General features: G+C 60.5%; 10 protein-coding genes. 6 read left to right on the forward strand and 4 right to left on the reverse strand.

The features are described from left to right. Positions 1 to 146: 146 nt before the first annotated feature. The gene (locus tag T331_RS0115985) at positions 147 to 1,097 is read right to left on the reverse strand and encodes an IS5 family transposase (protein WP_026440420.1); all 951 of its coding nucleotides are present in this window, start codon (positions 1,095 to 1,097) and stop codon (positions 147 to 149) included. A gap of 457 nt (positions 1,098 to 1,554) precedes the next feature. Here T331_RS0115985 and T331_RS0115990 point away from each other — a divergent pair, with 457 nt between their 5' ends. From T331_RS0115990 to T331_RS18755, 6 genes are all read left to right on the forward strand, one after another. After that, the gene (locus tag T331_RS0115990; protein ID WP_026440752.1) at positions 1,555 to 2,955 is read left to right on the forward strand and encodes a glutamate decarboxylase; all 1,401 of its coding nucleotides are present in this window, start codon (positions 1,555 to 1,557) and stop codon (positions 2,953 to 2,955) included. An 81-nt stretch (positions 2,956 to 3,036) separates the two neighbouring features. After that, complete coding sequence (gadC, locus tag T331_RS18750) at positions 3,037 to 4,629, forward strand: putative glutamine/gamma-aminobutyrate antiporter GadC (protein ID WP_081822303.1); 1,593 nt, start codon at positions 3,037 to 3,039, stop codon at positions 4,627 to 4,629. 82 nt (positions 4,630 to 4,711) lie between these two features. After that, entirely contained in the window at positions 4,712 to 5,647 is a 936-nt protein-coding gene (gene glsA / locus T331_RS0116000; RefSeq protein WP_026440753.1) for a glutaminase A, read from the forward strand. 693 nt (positions 5,648 to 6,340) lie between these two features. Beyond that, on the forward strand, positions 6,341 to 14,794 hold the full coding sequence (locus T331_RS0116005) for a GH36-type glycosyl hydrolase domain-containing protein (protein WP_051622442.1): 8,454 nt from the start codon (positions 6,341 to 6,343) through the stop codon (positions 14,792 to 14,794). A 278-nt stretch (positions 14,795 to 15,072) separates the two neighbouring features. Beyond that, entirely contained in the window at positions 15,073 to 15,477 is a 405-nt protein-coding gene (locus tag T331_RS0116015) for a hypothetical protein (RefSeq protein WP_026440755.1), read from the forward strand. Positions 15,478 to 15,504: 27 nt separating this feature from the next. Beyond that, a complete protein-coding gene (locus tag T331_RS18755; RefSeq protein WP_162173920.1) occupies positions 15,505 to 15,975 on the forward strand; it encodes a DUF1003 domain-containing protein in 471 nt (156 codons plus the stop codon). A gap of 731 nt (positions 15,976 to 16,706) precedes the next feature. Here T331_RS18755 and T331_RS0116035 read toward each other — a convergent pair. The 3 genes from T331_RS0116035 to T331_RS18760 all read right to left on the reverse strand — a co-directional run bounded on the left by T331_RS0116035 (position 16,707) and on the right by T331_RS18760 (position 18,912). Next, positions 16,707 to 17,360 (reverse strand): alpha/beta hydrolase, encoded by a 654-nt coding sequence (locus T331_RS0116035; RefSeq protein ID WP_026440756.1) that lies wholly within the window; start codon positions 17,358 to 17,360, stop codon positions 16,707 to 16,709. Between the two features lie 213 nt (positions 17,361 to 17,573). Continuing rightward, positions 17,574 to 18,509 (reverse strand): acyltransferase domain-containing protein, encoded by a 936-nt coding sequence (locus tag T331_RS0116040; RefSeq protein WP_026440757.1) that lies wholly within the window; start codon positions 18,507 to 18,509, stop codon positions 17,574 to 17,576. A 22-nt stretch (positions 18,510 to 18,531) separates the two neighbouring features. Next, entirely contained in the window at positions 18,532 to 18,912 is a 381-nt protein-coding gene (locus T331_RS18760; RefSeq protein WP_081822304.1) for a triphosphoribosyl-dephospho-CoA synthase, read from the reverse strand. Positions 18,913 to 19,232 lie beyond the last annotated feature (320 nt).

A 19,232-nucleotide genomic window follows, 5' to 3' on the forward strand; every position in this document is an offset into this window, starting at 1 on the left:
TTAAGGCATCTCTGAATAAGGGTTGATTTTCAGGCCCGGCATTTTTGTCCGTTGGCGGAACGTCATTGGCGACGTCTTGGCTGATTGGTTTCGTTTGTATTGCCTGCTGAGGGCATTGAACCGCCGCATTTTTGCGGCTTGGCCAATCAGACGGGCATCAACTGTCTTCGGATCATGAACAAGTTGGCCAAAGAGCAGGCAACAAACAAGCGCTGGGCGTTCTTCTCCAGCCCTCGATAACGCAGCTTGGTGAACCCGAACACGCCCTTGATCACCGCGAAACAGTGCTCGACCTTGGCCCGCACCCGGGACTTGGTGCGGTTTCGCGCCTTTTGCGCCTCGTCCACCATGCCGCGATGCCGGTAGCGCCGGTTGGTGAAGTCCTTGGCGCGCGGGGCATGTTCGCGAATGACGTCGCGCTGGCCGCGGTAAGCCTGGTCGCCCCAGACGCGGGTTTCCTCGCCATGCAGCAGATCGCCCAGAACTGCGCTGTCATGCACGTTCGCCGCCGTTGCCACCACCGCGTGAATGATCTTGGTTTTGCTGTCCACGCCCACATGCGCCTTCATGCCGAAATACCATTGCTGTCCTTTGCGGGTCTGGTGCATCTCCGGATCGCGCCGGCCGGACGCATTCTTGGTCGAAGACGGTGCCGCGATAATCGTCGCGTCTACGATCGTGCCCGTGGATATCCTGATCCCGCGCGCTTCAAGGTGAGCATGAACCTGCTCAAACAGCACCCGCCCGAAATCGTGCACCTCCAGCAAGTGGCGGAATTTGCAGACCGTCGTCTCGTCGGGGACAGGCTCCTGACCCAGGTCAATACCAACAAAACGGCGCATCGAGGCCGATTCGTAAAGCGCTTCCTCAACCGCTGGGTCAGACAGGTTGAACCAATGCTGGAGAAAATGGATGCGCAACATCCGTCCAAGCCCAACAGGCCGGCGGCCCTTCCCGGCCTTCGGGTACACAGGCTCAATCAACGCGTAGAGATCGCCCCAGGGGATGACCTGCTCCATCTCCGCCAAAAATGCCGCACGCCGCGTCGTCTTGCCGTAACGCTCAAAGCCAACTCCGGCAAAGCTCGACTGACGCATGCAACCCTCTCCCCGCAAAAAAAATAGAGTGTAAGAAATGCCGCCGTTGCCCTTCAAGGTCACTTATTCAGAGGTGCCTTAACTGAGGCCGTATTCACAAGCGGTCGCGAGTCGACGAGTGCTTCGGACTCTTCTGACGGCATAGTACTATACGCTCTCCTCCACGTAACACAAATGCTCCGGGCTTCTTGCACGCCGGCCACACAAGCAGCAGCGGTATCGTCGAAAATATTTCCCGGTCCCCCTTATGCTTTAGCCGGGCATCCGCGCGGGGTGCGTAGATTCCGAGTCTACCGCCAGGGTATTCTCCTGGTTAACCTTGGGCTACTCGAACGCTGATCGTCGAAAAGCCTCGCGATTCAAGCACCCACGGCAAGCAAGCTGCGGCGAGCAGTGTTGCTCGCCGTGCGTGATTGCACGCTTCGGTCGGGCTGCTGATTCTGAAGAGGAGAAATAAATGCCACTGTCTCGTCGACAAGACCTCGGATCGCACATCGACGATTCAATCTTCGGCGCCCGCGCCCTGGCGAACCCATTGCCGAAGTACCGTTTCCCTGAACACGAGAATCGGCCCGAGGATATTTATCAGGTCGTATCGGACGAACTCTATCTGGACGGCAACGCTCGGCAGAATCTGGCGACCTTCTGCCAGACCTGGGAGGAGCCCGAGGTTCATAAGCTGATGAACCTCGCCATCGACAAGAACATGATCGACAAGACCGAGTATCCGCAAACGGCGGAAATCGAGATCCGCTGCACCCACATGCTGGCCGACCTGTGGAATGCCCCGGCGGCGGCCAGTACGGTTGGGACTTCAACCATCGGGTCTTCGGAAGCCTGCATGCTTGGCGGTCTGGCCGCCAAATGGCGCTGGATGGCCCGGCGCAAGGCACAGGGCAAACCCACTGATAAGCCAAACTTGGTTTGTGGGCCGGTTCAGGTCTGCTGGACAAAGTTTTGTCGCTACTGGGAGATCGAAAAACGAGAGATTCCGATGCGTCCCGGCATGTTCAACATGGATGTGGAACGGATGCTGGAAGCAGTCGACGAGAACACCATCTCGGTTGTTCCTACATTCGGAGTGACCTACACCGGCCAATACGAGTTCATCGCCCCAATCGCCGCTGCGCTCGATGATCTCCAAAAGCGGAGCGGACTCGACATAGATATCCATGTGGACGCCGCCAGCGGCGGCTTCCTGGCGCCCTTTGTCGCGCCGGATATCGTCTGGGACTTCCGTCTGCCCCGCGTGAAGTCGATCAGTACGTCCGGTCACAAATATGGGCTGGCACCGATCGGGTGCGGCTGGGTACTGTGGCGTGAAACGCAGGACCTCCCCGAGGATCTTATATTTTCCGTGCCGTATCTTGGCGGGGCTGTCGGTACCTTCGCCATCAATTTCTCCCGGCCAGCCGGCCAGGTCATTGCCCAGTACTATAATTTCCTGCGCCTCGGCCGCGATGGCTACCGGCGCATCCAACAGGCTTGTTATGACACCACTCAGTGGCTGGCCCAGGAGATCGGCAAGCTCGGGCCATTCGAGTTCATCAACGACGGCAACCCCGAAACCGGCATTCCAGCGGTATGCTTTCGAGTAAAGCCCAACGGGCAGCTACCCTACACGCTATATGACCTCTCTGACCGACTGCGGCAGCGTGGCTGGCAGGTTCCCGCCTTCGCCCTGACCGGCGAAGCCAAGGACATCTCCGTCATGCGTATCATGATTCGCCAAGGGGTCAGCCGGGACATGGCCGGCCTACTGGTAGAAGACATCAAGCGCGCGATCGGCCATTTCGAGAACCATCCAATTACTGTGCCGATGACCCAACAGGAAGTGCCGGTGCATACCCACGTTTGACGCACATTCGTTGCCACCACCCCCGATGGTGGCGGCAACGACATCCGACAGTGGGTCACGCAAGAAAAGGAGAGTCATAAGATGCCGCCGCCAACCCCAACTCGCACGGCACCTCCTGTAGGCGCCGCTAAGCCTGGTACGAAAAAAGTCGCCTCGGCTGGCGCCATCAGCATCTTTACACTTGCGATCATGAACATCGTCGCGGTTGTGAGCCTGAGAGGCCTGCCGGCCGAAGCCGAATACGGCGTGAGCGCGATCTTCTACTATTTGTTTGCCGCCATTGTCTTCCTTGTGCCCGTGTCGCTGGTCGCAGCGGAACTCGCCACGGGATGGCCGGAAAAGGGCGGCGTTTTTCGCTGGGTTGGAGAGGCCTTCGGGCCGCGTTGGGCCTTTGTTGCCATGTTCATGTTGTGGACCGAGGTCACTGTATGGTTCCCGACAGCACTTACCTTCGGCGCGGTTTCGCTGGCATTCACCGGTTCCGACCAGAGTTGGGATAAGACGCTGTCTGCCGACAAGTTGTTCGTGCTGGCGATCGTCCTGTCAATCTACTGGCTGGCCACGTTCATCGCGTTCCGCGGCGTGGGGGTTTTTGCCAGGGTGTCAAAGTGGGGCGGCATAATCGGCACGATCATTCCCGCCCTCGTTCTCATTGTGCTTGGTTTCGCTTACCTCCTGAGTGGGGCCCACCTGCAAGTCAATCTGGCCTGGAAGGATCTTGTTCCAGACTTTTCGAACTTCAAAAATATAGTGTTGGCGGCCGGCATCTTTCTATTCTACGCCGGCATGGAAATGAACGCCATTCACGTCAAGGAAGTCAGAAACCCCACCCGAAACTACCCGATCGCAATCTTCGTCTCCTCCATTGCCACGGTTGCGATTTTTGTATTGGGCACCTTGGCAATCGCATTCATCATCCCAAAAGCGTCGATCAACCTGACGCAGAGCCTTCTCGTCGCCTATTTCGATATGTTCAAGTGGGCGCATATCGCGTGGCTTGCGCCGGTCATGGCGGTCGCGCTGGCAATTGGAGTCCTCGCCGGCATCGTCACCTGGGTTTCAGGGCCGTCGTCCGGCTTGCTCGTGGTCGCGAAGGCTGGTTACATGCCGCGTTTCTGGCAGCATACGAACAAGCACGGCATGGCGACGCATATCCTGTTGGTCCAGGCAATGGTGGTGACGGTCTTGTCGGTCTTATTCGTGGTGTTGCCGACTGTCCAGGCGGCCTATCAAATCCTGAGCCAGCTTACGGTTATCCTCTACCTCGTCATGTATCTCCTCATGTTCGCGGCAGCAATCTATCTTCGCTCCAGTCAGTCGAACCGCCCGCGACCCTACAAGATTCCCGGTGGGAACATCGGCATGTGGCTGGTCGGCGGGGTTGGTTTCCTCGGTTCACTGCTTGCTTTGATCCTGTCGTTCGTCCCACCCGGGCAGATTAAGGTGGGGAGCCCGGCACTTTATGTCGGCATTTTAATCGTCCTCAGCGTGGTCCTGGTCGCGGTTCCATTCGCCATTTATGCCGTTCGCAAGCCCCACTGGAGAAACCCGGACAGTGACTTCGCGCCATTTACCTGGGAAGCCGCGGGCGGTCACCTCGATGCGCCCGTGGAGCCAGGAATTGGGACAGGTGGTGTGACACCTGCCGTGACCACCGGTGCGGCAAGACAGTGACGGCCATCGCACTTTGAAAGTACTGAGCCCCCTCCGATGCGGGCCCAGTTCTCCCCAACTTCAGCGCACGGGTGAGGTCTGAATGAAGCTTTCGCCGCAGACAATCCAGGCCGCAGTCGATGCGGCGCACAGCTCCAGCGCGCCAAACATCGGAGGCGCCAACGCGAACTACATCCCTTACCTTGCCTCGGTGCCGTCGGAACTGTTCGGAGTCGCCGTCATGACGACAGACGGAAGGCTCTATAAGGCAGGCGATACCGACTATGCCTTTGCGATCGAATCGATCTCCAAGGTGTTCACTCTGGCTTTGGTGACCGAACTCATCGGCTCGGAGGCGGTTCGTCAAAAAGTCGGCACCACTCCCACCGGGCTCCCATTCAACTCGGTAATGGCGCTGGAACTGCACAATGGGAAGCCATTGTCCCCTCTGGTAAACGCCGGCGCCATCGCCATAGTAAGCCTAGTATCGGGCGTCAGCGCAGACGCATGTTGGGCCAAAATCTTGGATATGCAAAGCCGTTTCGCCGGAAGGCCCATTGCGCTGAGCGACGAGATCAACCAATCCGAGCAAACAACGAATTTCCATAATCGGGCCATCGGTTGGCTGCTCTGTAGCGCAGGTACCTGCTACAGTGACCCGATGCGAGCCGTCGATGTCTACACGCGCCAATGCTCCACGCTTGTTACGACAACCGACCTTGCGGTCATGGGCGCCACGCTTGCAGGGGGCGGCGTTAACCCCGTGACGCGGCTGTCTGTGGTCGCGGCAGCAAACATCCCGCACCTGCTCTCTGAAATGACCATGGAAGGCCTATATACGGCATCAGGGGACTGGGCCTATCAGGTGGGCCTGCCTGGCAAAAGCGGGGTTGGCGGTGGTATCCTGGCCGTGGCGCCGGGCAAGCTTGCCATCGCAGCCTTCTCCCCGCAACTCGATCTCGTTGGCAACAGCGTCCGCGGCCAAGCTGCTGTTGCCTACATAGCTAAAGCCCTCGGCCTCAATCTGTTCGGATCGTGAGGATCGCCGCAAGATTCGGCAAGCCGACACTGAGCCGCCACTTGTTAAGATGTTATCGCTCGTTTGATTCCCCGATCCTCTTCCTCAGCCTTGGCAAAGCCGTCGTCCGAATTGTGAGATTCTGCTTCGTTGCCAGCGCCATTGCCAATTTTCGGCGGTCTTATGACCGCGAGCGGCTCTTTGCGCGACGCGGCCGCAGAACGGACGCCCCGAACCAAGAATGCTTTCGCGAGCACCGTCTGAGGATCGGAACCAACTGGTTAAGCGAGGCTCAATTTGCCAGAACTCGACCCTGACGTCGCCGACGAGGCGCCCTGCCCCGACAGCATCACGCCGTATGATGAGGCTCACTTCATCACCTATCTCCGGCTGCTCGCAGCCAAGGTCGATGGTAGCCAAAAAAACGCACCTGTTCCTCTTGCCGAGAGGAGAAAGGGCAGAAATTGGCCCGGCCAAGCCGCCAGAAAACAGCGATACAGCCTAATTGGAGCAAGTGCCTTTGAATCGGCAGCTTGTTCAGAGAGTCCTTAAGCATAAGCGGCGGAGCACTCGTCTGGCTTCGCGCAAATTTATAGGTATTTTCCGACTCTATTAAACCCATCCCTCGTGTGCCACGGGGTTACATAACGGCCGGCTGCTGGAGGCCGGCTGGAGAGTTGTGTCTCTCGCCAACCCATTACTGAAAAGCTTGAGATGAAATTCTTAAATTTCGGGTCGCCAAAATTTGGTCTATGGCATAGCCGCGAGACGATCCGCGAGGAACTGTTCAGTGCAGACCGACTTGAAACGCATGCGCGCAGCTTGGCTGCCGCGCAGCCGGTATCCCAGCGGCAAACCCGAGGGCATACGCTCGTGGAACGCCTGGAAGATAACGGAGTCATCCTGCGGCTGGCGTATCGGACAATGGCCAAGGCTATCGGCGAAGGCCGCGCTATTACCCCTGCAGCCGAGTGGTTGGTCGATAATTATCATCTGGTCGAAAAACAGATCCGCGAGATCCATGCCGATCTGCCGGTAGGGTATTACCGGCAATTACCAAAACTTATCGCCGGCCCGTTCAACGGCTATCCACGCATCTTAGGCGTAGCCTGGGCATTCGTCGCGCATACGGACAGCCATTTTGATTCAGAAATGCTTATACGCTATGTCCGGGCCTACCAGTCTGTGCAGCCGCTCACCATTGGTGAGTTATGGGCGTTATCGGTCACATTGCGGATAATATTGATCGAAAATCTTCGACGCGTGGCCGAGCAGATGGTGGCTAACCGCGCAGCGCGGCAAATCGCCGATGAACTGGCCGACAGACTTCTTGGGGTTGGCGGACAAGACCCAGAGCCGGCGACCTTGGTGTTCGCACAGTACGAGCAGGCGCGGCTTGCAGATGCCTTTGCCGTGCAACTGGTGCATCGCCTGCGCGACCAGGACCCGAGCGTCACCCCCGCGCTCACGTGGCTCGACCAGCGCCTGGCGGCACAGAATATGATCGCCGATGACATGGTGAGGGAGGTACATCTACGCCAGGGCGCGGCGAATGTCACCGTGCGCAACATCGTCACCAGCCTACGGCTCATAGGCGATGTCGACTGGCAGACCCTCGTTGAACAGCTCAGCCAGGTCGATAATATTTTAGCCGGCGGCAGCGGGTTTCTCGATATGGATTTTCCAACACGCAACCTCTACCGCAGCGCCATTGAGCAATTGGCGCGCGGCAGCGGCCGTACGGAAATTGATGTTGCGCGGGCCGCCATGCGAGTGGCCGAGGCGCAAACGGGCCGGGCGCGCGAGCCGGGGTACCATCTGCTGGGCAACGGGCGGCAGGCCTTTGCCAGCAGCATCGGTCTGCGCCTGACAGTCTGGTCTGTTCCGCGGCGGGCGAAACAGGCTTGTGGCTTGCGTGTCTATGGCGGCACCATTTTCGGCGCCGGCGCGCTCCTGCTGGCGCTCCCCTTGCTGGTTCTGGCCCATATAGGGCTTGGTCCGTTGCCCTTGGCTATGCTCGGCCTGCTTGGCGTCATCCCCGCGCTCGACGCCGCGGTTGCACTGGTCAACCGCGGCGTCACGTGGGGCTTTGGCGCCGCCTTGCTGCCCGCGCTGGAATTGCGCGATGGCATTCCGTCGCATCTGCGTACGCTGGTCGCGGTGCCCGCATTGCTGACAACACCAGCGGCAATAGATGAGCTCGTCGAACGTTTGGAGATCCACCACCTGGCCAGCCCAGAAGGCGATATGCATTTCGCCCTGCTTTCCGATTGGACGGATGCCACGGCGGAGCATGAACCCGGCGACGAGGCGCTGTTGGCCCTGGCGTTGGCGGGCGTTGCCCGGCTTAATGCGCATTATGGCCCGGCACCCGGGGGCCCGCGGTTCATGTTATTACATCGCCGCCGGATGTGGGCGCCGAGCGAGGGAAAATGGATCGGCTGGGAGCGCAAGCGCGGCAAGCTCCACGAGCTTAACCGGCTGTTACGGGGCGCCGTGGATACGAGCTTCACGACTACGGAGGCCTTGCCATCCGGCGTGCGCTATGTTGTCACGCTCGATGCCGATACGCGGCTGCCACGTGGGGCGATCCGACGGCTGATCGGTAAAATGGCGCACCCGCTCAACCAGCCACGCCTGGATAGCGCAGGCCGCGTTGCCGAAGGCTATGCCGTGCTGCAACCCCGCGTTACGCCGTCGCTGCCCATCGGGCGAGAGGGGTCGTTGTTCCAGAGGGTTTTCTCCAGCCTGAGCGGCATCGACCCTTATGCGGCGGCGGTCTCCGATGTCTATCAGGATTTGTTCGGCGAGGGCTCGTATGCCGGCAAGGGTATCTACGAAGTCGATAGCTTCGAGGCCGCTCTGACCGGGCGCATACCGCAAGCCAGCCTGCTCAGCCACGATCTATTTGAAGGCATCTTCGCTCGGGCAGGACTGGCCTCCGATGTCGAGGTCGTGGAGGAGTTTCCAGCCCGTTACGATGTCGCCGCGCTTCGCCAGCATCGCTGGGCGCGGGGCGATTGGCAGTTGCTGCCGTGGATTCTCGGCTGCCGTGGCAGGTTGTCCGCCCTCGGCCGGTGGAAAATGCTGGACAATCTACGTCGCACGCTAGGCGCGCCGCTTAGTGTACTGGCACTGGTCGCGGGATGGACATTGCCGCTGCCCGTGGCCGCGATATGGACCGGTTTTGTGCTGGTGACACTTCTGGTGCCAGCGCTCATCCCCGTGATAATGGCGATCCCCGCGCGCCGTCCGGGTGTCACCCTGGCCAGCCACACACGCGCGCTCGGCGCGGATCTGCGCGTTGCTCTGGCGCTCTCGGCGCTTGTCATCACGTTCCTGGCGCATCAAGCTTGGCTGATGGGCGATGCGATTATCCGCACGCTCTACCGCTTGGGCGTCTCCGGCCGCCATCTGCTCGAATGGGTTACGGCGGCGCAGGCCGCCACCGGCCCACGGCTTGGCCTTGCCCACGTGTACAGGCGCATGGCTGGAGCTGTGGTGGTCGCTTGCGCGTCCATCATGACCGTCGCGCTGGCGGGGGACGGCACATGGATGCTGGCGCTGCCTTTTACGTTGCTGTGGGCCGCCTCGCCGCTGGTGGCGCGCTGGGTGAGTGCCGCCCCACCGGCAGCAAGTCAGGTTCAGGTCTCGGCGCGCGATGCGCTGGTCCTCCGCCTCGCGGCCCGACGCACCTGGCGGTTCTTCGAAAGCTTCGTGACGGCGGCCGACAACGCCCTACCCCCGGACAATTTTCAGGAGGAGCCGAGCCCGGTTCTGGCGCATCGTACCTCACCAACCAATATCGGGCTGTATTTCCTCTCTATCGCCAGCGCGCATGAGTTCGGTTGGATCGGCCTGACGGAAGCCACCGAGCGCCTGGAGGGGAGCTTCGCCACACTGGCTCGGCTGGAGCGCTTTCGCGGGCATTTCTACAACTGGTATGACACGCAGGATCTTCGCCCGCTGCAACCGAAATACGTCTCGGCGGTGGATAGCGGCAATCTTGCCGGACATCTTATCGCACTCGCCAACGCCTGCCGGGCATGGCGGCTTGCAGCTTGCATCCGCCCCCCCTTGACAGGCGTGGCCGATGCCGCCGCCATTGCCTGTGAGGAGGCGGCGCCGCTGCGCACCGGGCCACGGACACAAACAGTCACCTGGAACCAGCTTGACGCGGCGCTCAGCGGCTTGGCAGCCGCCGCGCGCACTGCAGCGGATTCCGCGACGCTGGCCGGACAAGCCGTGGCCGCCGCGGATATCGCCAATACTTTTTACAGCGAGCGCGCCAGCAAGGAGGCGGCCGACATGGCCTTCTGGGCGCAGGCAACGTTGCGGACAATCCTCTCGCGGCAGCGCGACCAGATGCCCGGCGCGCACGCCGCCCTGCAAACACGCTTGGCGGCACTGGAGAGCGCGGCCCGGGCCATGGCGCTGGAAATGGAGTTTGGCTTTCTGTTCAACCGCCAACGGATGCTGCTCTCCATCGGCTATCTGGTACCCGAAGGCGTGCAGGACGATAATTGCTACGATCTTCTGGCCTCTGAGGCGAGGCTGGCGAGTTTCTTCGCCATCGCCAAGGGCGATGTCCCGGCTCGGCACTGGTTCCGTCTCGGCCGGGCGGCCACGCCAGTGGGGGCGGGCGCGGCGCTCATCTCGTGGTCGGGCTCCATGTTCGAGTATCTCATGCCCTCGCTCATCATGCGCGCCCCGATGGGCAGCTTGCTGGAACAGACAAACAGGCTGGTTATACGCCGCCAGATTGAATATGGCCGGATGCACAAGCGCCCGTGGGGAATTTCTGAATCAGCCTATAACGCGCGCGATCTTGAACTGACATACCAATATTCCAACTTCGGCGTCCCTGGCCTGGGGCTGAAGCGCGGGTTGAGCGACAATTTCGTGGTAGCCCCCTACGCGACCGCCCTTGCTTCAATGGTCACGCCAGATGCGGCGGCGGCCAATCTTGGCGCGCTGATGCGCGCCGGCGCGCTGGGACGGCATGGCTTCTATGAGGCGCTGGACTACACCCAAAGCCGCGTGCCCGAAGGGAAAAATGTCGCGGTGGTCCGCGCCTTCATGGCGCATCACCAGGGCATGACGATCGTGGCCATCGCCGACGCATTGCTGAACGGCGTGATGCGTGGGCGCTTCCACGCGGAGCCGATGATCCAGGCGACAGAATTGCTGCTGCAGGAGCGTGTTCCGCGCGACGTGGCGATTATTCACCCCTGGGAGGTGCAGGTGAATTCACCCGCCCAGGCCCGTTTCGTCGAGCCTTCCGGCGTTCGGCATTTCACGTCCGCGCAGCAGGCGACCCCGGCGTCGCATTTGCTCTCCAATGGCCGTTTCACGACGATGCTGACCACCGCCGGGTCCGGCTACATAAGCTGGGATGGTCTTGCGATCACGCGCTGGCGCGAGGATGCCACGCGTGACGCCCATGGGAGCTATATATTTGTCCGCGATACACGCGGCAATGAGGTCTGGTCGGCCAGCTACCAGCCAAATGGCATAACGCCGAAGGACTATCGCGTGGCGTTCGCCGAAGACCGGGCCTCATACATCCGCCATGACGGCGCATTAATCACCGGGATGGACGTGCTGGTGTCACCCGAGGATCATGCCGAAATCCGCCGCGTGGCGGTAACCAATGAGGGTAAGCTGCCATGCGAGATAGAAATCACCTCTTATGCCGAACTCATCTTGGCGCCGCTGGCGGCGGATATCGCCCATCCGGCCTTCTCGAAACTCTTTATTGAAACCGAGTACCTGCCTGGCGCGGATGCGCTCATCGCCACGCGTCGGCGCCGCTCGCCAGGCGATCCGGAAATCTGGGCCGCGCATCTGGCCGTCATCGAGACTGGCGTTGCGCTCGGCGGGCCGACTTATGAAACCGATCGCGCCCGCTTCCTCGGTCGTGGCCACGATATAAAAACACCGATCGCGATGAGTAACGGGCACGCTCTGTCCAACACCAGCGGCACGGTGCTGGACGCGGTCTTCGCCTTGCGCAAGCGCCTGCGCATTGCTCCGGGCGCCACGGTGCATATCGCCTTCTGGACGCTTGTAGCCTCCAGCCGAGCCGCACTGCTCGACAGTATCGACAAGCATCGCGACCGTACCGCCTTCGACCGGGTAACGACACTTGCCTGGACACAAACCCAGGTGCAACTGCATCATCTGGGCATCAGCGCGGCTGCAGCGGCGCTCTTTCAGCAGCTTGCCGGACACCTCATCCACGCCGCGCCGGTGCTGCGCCCGGCCTCGGAGACGATCCAGAATGGCGCCGGCGCTCAATCGAACCTTTGGCCGCAGGGAATTTCAGGCGATCTGCCGATCCTGCTGCTGCGCATCGCCGATGCCGAGCATCTGGATATCGTTCGGCAATTGCTCCAGGCCCGTGAATATTGGCGGCTGAAGGGCCTTGCGGTCGACCTCGTGATCCTCAATGAGCGGCAATCCTCCTACGTGCAGGATTTGCAGACGGCACTGGAAACGCTGGTGCGAGCCAGTTCGGCGCGCCGGGATGGCGGCGCCGGCGGGCAGGTATTCGTACGCCGGGCGGATCTACTGCCACGCGAGACACGCGCCTTGCTTCTGGCGGTCGCACGGGTGGTGCTGGTGGCTCAGCGTGGCAGGCTGGGCGAGCAGTTGGATCGCATCGCCCCGGCTACACAAGCGATGAAGACGCCGCCACGTCCTGTCGCCTCGCCCCGCGCGCCGCCCCCGCCGCGGCCGACGCTCGAATTCGCCAACGGCCTCGGCGGTTTTGCCCGGGAAGGGCGTGAATATGTGACCATCCTCGAACCCGGCCAGTCCACCCCAGCCCCCTGGGTCAATGTCATCGCCAATCCCGGCTTCGGGTTTCATGTGTCGGCGGAAGGTAGCGGTTACACATGGGCGGTGAACAGCCGGGAGAACCAGCTCACCCCCTGGTGTAACGACCCGGTCTCCGACTCTTCGGGAGAGGCACTCTATCTACGCGATGAGGAAAGCGGCGCGCTGTGGAGCCCGGTGGCATATCCCATCCGCGACGCGGCGGGCACCTATACGGCAACGCACGGCTTTGGGTATAGCCGTTTCACTCACGGCGCGCACGGGATTGCCACCGAGCTGCTGCAATTCGTACCGCTGGATGCGCCGGTAAAACTCTCGTGCCTGGTGCTGCACAATCAATCCGGCCGGGCCCGGCGGCTCAGTTTGACCGCTTATGTGGAATGGGTTCTCGGCTCCTCGCGCACGGCGGCTCAGCCATTCACCATCACCGCGCTCGACCAGGAAACGGGCGCTCTATTCGCGACCAATAAATGGAGCAATGCCTTTGGCGGACGCGTGGCGTTCCTCGACCTTGGCGGCCAGCAGAGCGAGGCAACCGGCGACCGCACCGGCTTTATCGGCCGCAACGGCAGCTTGGGCAACCCGCTTGCGCTGGCTGGTGAAGATGCTCTCCCGGGCCGGCTGGGCGCCGGGCTCGACCCGTGCGGCGCCCTGCGGACATTTCTGCTCCTGCCGCCCGGCGGGCGTGCCGAGATCACGATCAGTCTCGGTCAGGCGGAAGACGCCGCCGAAGCCCGTCGCTTGGTCATGCAATGGCGAGAGATCGATCATGCTGACGCGCTCAGCGCGGTCAAGCGCCATTGGGACGATGTGCTGGACGCGGTGCAGGTGAAAACCCCGGACCGCGCCATGGATATCATGCTCAATGGCTGGCTGCTCTACCAGACGCTAGCCTGCCGCATCTGGGCGCGATCAGCGTTCTACCAGGCCGGCGGCGCCTATGGCTTCCGCGACCAATTGCAGGATGGCATGGCATTGACGGCATCCTGCCCCGCCGAGACGCGCGCACATCTGTTGCGCGCCGCCGGGCGGCAATTTCTGGAGGGCGATGTACAGCATTGGTGGCTGCCACCTTCTGGCCAGGGCGTGCGCACCCGCATCTCCGACGACCGCGCCTGGCTGGCCTATGCCGTCAGCCATTACGTGACGGCGACCGGCGATGCTGGCGTTCTGGATGAAACGATCGCCTTTCTCGAAGGGCAGCCGCTTGAGGCAGGCGCGCATGATTGCTTCTTCCAACCAGGAATTTCGGAACAACGCGCCTCACTGTTCGAGCATTGCGCCCTGGCGCTGGATACCAGCCTGGCCCTGGGCGGGCACGGCCTGCCATTGATTGGCACGGGCGACTGGAACGACGGCATGAATCGTGTCGGCGAGCACGGCGCGGGTGAGAGCGTGTGGCTAGGCTGGTTCCTTTACACCGCGCTGCGGCGCTTCATCCCCCTGGCGGCGGCGCGTGGCGAGGCGAGGCGAGCCTCTGCCTGGCAGGCCCACGCTACCAGCCTGCGCGCCGCCCTGGAACATAATGCCTGGGACGGCGCCTGGTATTGCCGCGGCTTCTACGACGATGGCACCAAGTTAGGGGCAGCGGAGAGCGAGGAATGCCGCATTGACGCCATAGCGCAATCCTGGGCCGTGCTCTCCGGCGCCGCCGCGCCGGAACGGGCCGCGCGCGCGATGGCGTCAGTCGAGGCGGAGCTGATCCGCCCGCATGACGGCGTGGCGCTGCTGTTTGCTCCGCCCTTCAACAAAACCGCGCTCGATCCCGGTTATATCAAAGCCTATCCACCGGGTATCCGCGAGAATGGCGGGCAGTATACCCATGCCGCCATCTGGTCGGTAATGGCTTTCGCGGCGCTGGGCGAAGGCCGCAAAGCCACCGAACTCTTCGCGCTGCTCAACCCAATCAACCACGCCGGCACGCGCGCAGACGTATACCGCTATAAAACCGAACCCTATGCCGTTGCCGCCGATGTGTATGCTCACCAGCAACATATCGGACGCGGCGGCTGGAGCTGGTACACCGGCTCCGCGGGCTGGATGCAGCGAGCCGGGGTTGAGAGTATACTCGGCATACGGCTGGAGGCAGCGACCTTGTACATTACCCCTTGCATTCCCTCTTATTGGGCGGGTTTTGAGGTCGTACTGCGCTATCGTAGCGCACGTTACCATATCACCGTTGAAAATCCCGATGGCATAAGCGCAAATGTTGGCACCCTTTGTCTGGATGGGATTATGCAACCAAAAGGCCAGTCCAGCTTGATTATGCGCGATGACGGCCGCACGCATCAAGTCCTGGTACGTCTACAGGATGAGAGCGCGACATGAGGCTTTCCCGTGAACCACGGTTTTTATTGTGATTGCCGTGAATCCGCAACCGCTCAGAGCATAATATGCTTGGGCAAAACAAAGAAGAAATGGATACACGGCGTATCCAAGTGGCAGACAAGCAGCCCAACCCCCTCGCAGGTGGTGCCGACCAATTCCTTATGCCTCTTCCTGGGTAGTTTCCGCTTCTCGCCGCACCGCTGCATCAAGCATATACTCTACCGCATAGCTTGCCCGACGTTTGGCGCAACACCTCAACCACAACACGGATATGCATTATGCAAAAATTTATTGTCTTCGGATTGCTCCTGGCCGCAACGGCAGCCGCACAGGCGCAGCCCTCTGAGCCGAAATCCACTCAGGCGGGGAATATCCTAAACGGCTCGAACGATGTGGCAAACCAATTACCGGCACCGAAGACCGCCTCCACTACTGATTCGGGGATACTAGCCGCGGCGGTAAACGCCCTAAAGTTGCACCACACAGGCGAAGCCCAGGAGGCACTGGAACAAGCGGAGACGTTGGCATTAGACCGTACCGTGGCCCAGAGCGAGGCGAACATGCCTAGCAATGATCCGCTGATCATCGATATCTCCGAGGCCCGTAATGCGTTGGGGAAGAAGGATATCCCGGGCGCATTACGGGACACCCAGGCCGCACTGGGCTTGGCAGCGGGTCGCTGACAAAAAATGCAAAAGCTAAATGAGTCCATGACCAAAATGACATCCCATCTCAGCACCACGCACAAGCAGGAGACTACCACACAACAAAGACTGGTGGATCAATTAACCGCGCTGGTCGGGCAGCCCATTTTTGTTTTGGCACTTTTTTTTATCATCCTCGCTTGGATTACCGCGAATATCACGGCTTCGCATCTTGGTTACAAACCTTTGGATCCGCCACCTTTCAGCTGGTTACAAGGCGGCATCGCCACAGGCGCCCTGCTGGTTGCGTCACTGATCATTACAACCCAGCGTCGCGAAGATCAGCTTACAAGTCATCGCGCACAGCTAATTCTTGAACTCGTCGTCTACAATGATCAGAAATGTTCGAAGATTATCGAGCTTCTCGAAGAATCCAGACGCGACAACCCTGTCATTGCCGATCGCATCGATGATCAAGCGAATGCGATGTCTACGCCATCAGACACACTCGCCGTCCTCAAATCAATCAAAAGCTGAAAACCTTGTCTTAAGGAATCGCTGGAAAAGCTTGCATTTTCCCAGACCCTGACAGAATTTTCTGGGGAAATTAAGGAAATACGAGCGCGAGATTTGACCGTTTTGGCAATTTTTTCTGAATTGAGGAGAACAGCGCCACTTGTCACGACGACCGGGCTAATCGATCTCCATACCGCTGATCGCATCCAATTCTTCGGCAACCATGCCGGGATGAGCGAGCGGCGCGCTTTCCTGCGCCACATCGCGCCGTTGTGGCAGACGAAGTGGATCGTCCATACCAAGCCGCCATTCGCGAGACCAGAGGCTGTAGGCAGCACCCCTGTCCTCAATCGAGGTGACACGCTAGGTTGGGTACATGTCAGAATCAGATAAGCCACTGCGCCAGCAGATCGACGATGGGATGGAGGCGATACGTCACCAGCTCAAGCGATTGCGCGAGGGTCCGACAATGGGCGAACCGTCCGACGACCGCTCCGTCGTCGCAGACCTTGAAGCGGAGTAGCTAGCGCTCAAAGCGGCGCGAATGGGGTTGGGGCCCAATGATCGAGCACCCGATGAGTTCGACGGCGAAACGCCTGATTAGCTCTGGCTAATGTCCGTGGTCCGTCCGAATCAGCCATCTGCTGTCGCTCCTGTGAACAACCACTATGGAAAGACGGTGCCGCTCATCTGAACAGCGGCGATACGCGCGGAGCAGCTGTTGTTTTGCCCGACAACACCCTTACCTAGCCCTATCCGGCGAACGCCTTCTTCAAAAACAATGCCCCGGCATCGAGAATGGCGTCGTCGATACCATGTCCAAGATTGGCCACGTACAACGCTTCCACAGGCACATTTGCTGCCCGTAGTACCGCCTCGGCATCTCTGGATCGGAATACAGGAACAACCTGGTCGGCCTCTCCATGTGCAAGCAAGACCGGCGCATGGTTTTTCATCTCCGCCTTTAAAGTTTCAGGATCGATGAGCGCACCTGAAAATGCCAGAATGGCACGTGGCGCAGTGGCACGGCGTAGCCCTGTGAACAGTGCTATCATCGCCCCTTGGCTGAAGCCCATCAACGCATAAGCGGTTGGCGACAGGTTGTATTTGGCGAGTTGCTCATCGATGAACTCATCCAGCACCTTTTCCGCCCGGCGAACACCGCCCCCAAGTTTGGCGGGGTCCAGGTCGCCGAGTGGAAACCATTGCCGGCCCGAAGGTGCCATGTCGAACGGCTCGGGGGCGTGAGGGGCGACGAATACGGCATCTGGCAGCACTCGCCCCCAGAAAGGGGTAAGGTCAATCAGGTCGTTACCGTCTGCGCCAACGCCGTGACAGAGGATCACCAGCCGTTTTGGTGTTCCCTTGGATGCTGGACCCCAGCTTGGTCCCGATAATTTCGACAATACGGCCTCCGGTGATTGGACCATCAGTTTGATGGGAGCAATATCATGCTGGCGCAGCTGATGGCCTTCGGCAACCCGGCATGGATTGTTTCAGTGATACCGGAGCTTAACTTTGCACGTTGGACGAGGGCGCCGAGCATGGTTAACCGCCATTGAGCACTAACGCTTAAGCCCGGGCCATTTGGAGCCGGCTGTCACCAATCTTATGACAATCTAGCTTTTCCTTTGGCCGATCCAGTGCATAAAACCAACTAGACTGTGAAATTCCGCAAGGCTATGCACATCAGCCTCCGGCATCTCATCTCGCATCATATGAGCCAGCGCGCTCCCCGGACCCAATTCGATCACTTTGCTGACGGTCGATGATCGAATGTTATCCATGCAAGCTGCCCAGTCCACCGTCTGCTGGATTTGCCGCGCCAGCTTGGCCGCACCCGCGGCGACGTCGAACACCGGCGCGCCATCAATGCCGCTCAACAAACGGATGCCTTCGGGCAGGCCGTCGCGGATCGGCGCTGCGGCCAGTTTCTCACCGAATATCCGGCTTGCCGTTGCGAGTAACGGCGTATGGGAAGCGACCGCGACCGGCAACAAAACCGTGTGTGCGGCACCCGCCGTCTGGGCATTGGCGATGAGCGCTGCAAGCGCCGGATGTGTGCCGCCGACCAACATCTGATCCGGCGCATTCACGATCGCGATGAAACAACTATGCCCGTGACATAGTTTTTCCAGAACCGCTTGGCTCAAGCCACGCACAGCCGCCAGCCCTGACGGTTCGAGGGTTGCCGCATCCATCACTGCCGCGCGCTCGACGGCAAGCGCCAGCACCGCAGGCATGTCAAGCAATCCGGCGATGCCCCAGGCCGCCAGCTCGCCGACGCTGTACCCAGCCACCACCAATGGGCGCGGCAGCCTGTCATTAATCACCGCCCACGCCGCCAGTGCCTGCGTGCAACACAGGATTTGGCCAAGCTTGTTCGCATGGAACGCAGCACTGCTTGCCTGCTGCACAAGATCGCGCGGATCGGTGCGCTCCAAGGCGATTTTTGCCGCTGCAAAAACGGGCGCCGCTGCGGGGGCGTCAGCCAGAAGAGTGAACATCCCGGCGCTTTGCGCACCTTGGCCGGAACAGAGAATGGCTATCGTCATCGAAGGCACGCGAGGAAGATTCTCAGCATAGCAACAGCCTATCGAGGAAGAGGGTAATGGCCAAAAGATCGGCGCAACCGCCGGGGCTCAGGCGGCGCAAAACGAAAGCCCCATGAACGGCGGCGGCACGGCTGCGCCAATCTGGAGTGCCAACGCCACCTTTAATGAGAAACTCGTGCGCTGAACTTTGAGCGAAAAGCAAACCCTCGGCAGCGTCACGATGCAAAAGATTGGTGTTCTCCATCTCCGCCAGCAAAGCAAAGAAAGCCTGCACCCGCGCCGCATGGGGATCATCCGGATACCACTCACGTGCCAGCCGAAGGGCCGGCAACCCAATGTCTGTCGCGTGCGGACACCCGAAGGCCAAAAGGCGAATGTCACCGAATCCTTGCGAGCCGCACAAAGTTGCTGGCCCGGTTTCGGTCCGGTCGCACCTTGCCCGGCCCTTTTTCTATGCGCCTCACGGCCGCCATTCGGTAGCCACTTCGCCTGTCCCGGAACTGCTGTTCTCTGTCCGCCCGCTCCTTGCCTCCGGACAGTACCGCGGCGCTTTTGAAGAGATGCCGGCAGCGCTCCACCTGCTCCGAAAAGTCGAATCAGAAGACGGAGCGGACCGCCTTGCGCAAGACGTAACCGCTGCGAGCGCCCCACCTCGCGGCGCGGGTTTATTTGCTGGACACTGCCTCCCTGAATTTGGGTGAGGTGATATTGTGGATAATGACG

This window comes from Acidocella facilis ATCC 35904, from assembly GCF_000687875.1.
GTDB lineage: Bacteria > Pseudomonadota > Alphaproteobacteria > Acetobacterales > Acetobacteraceae > Acidocella > Acidocella facilis.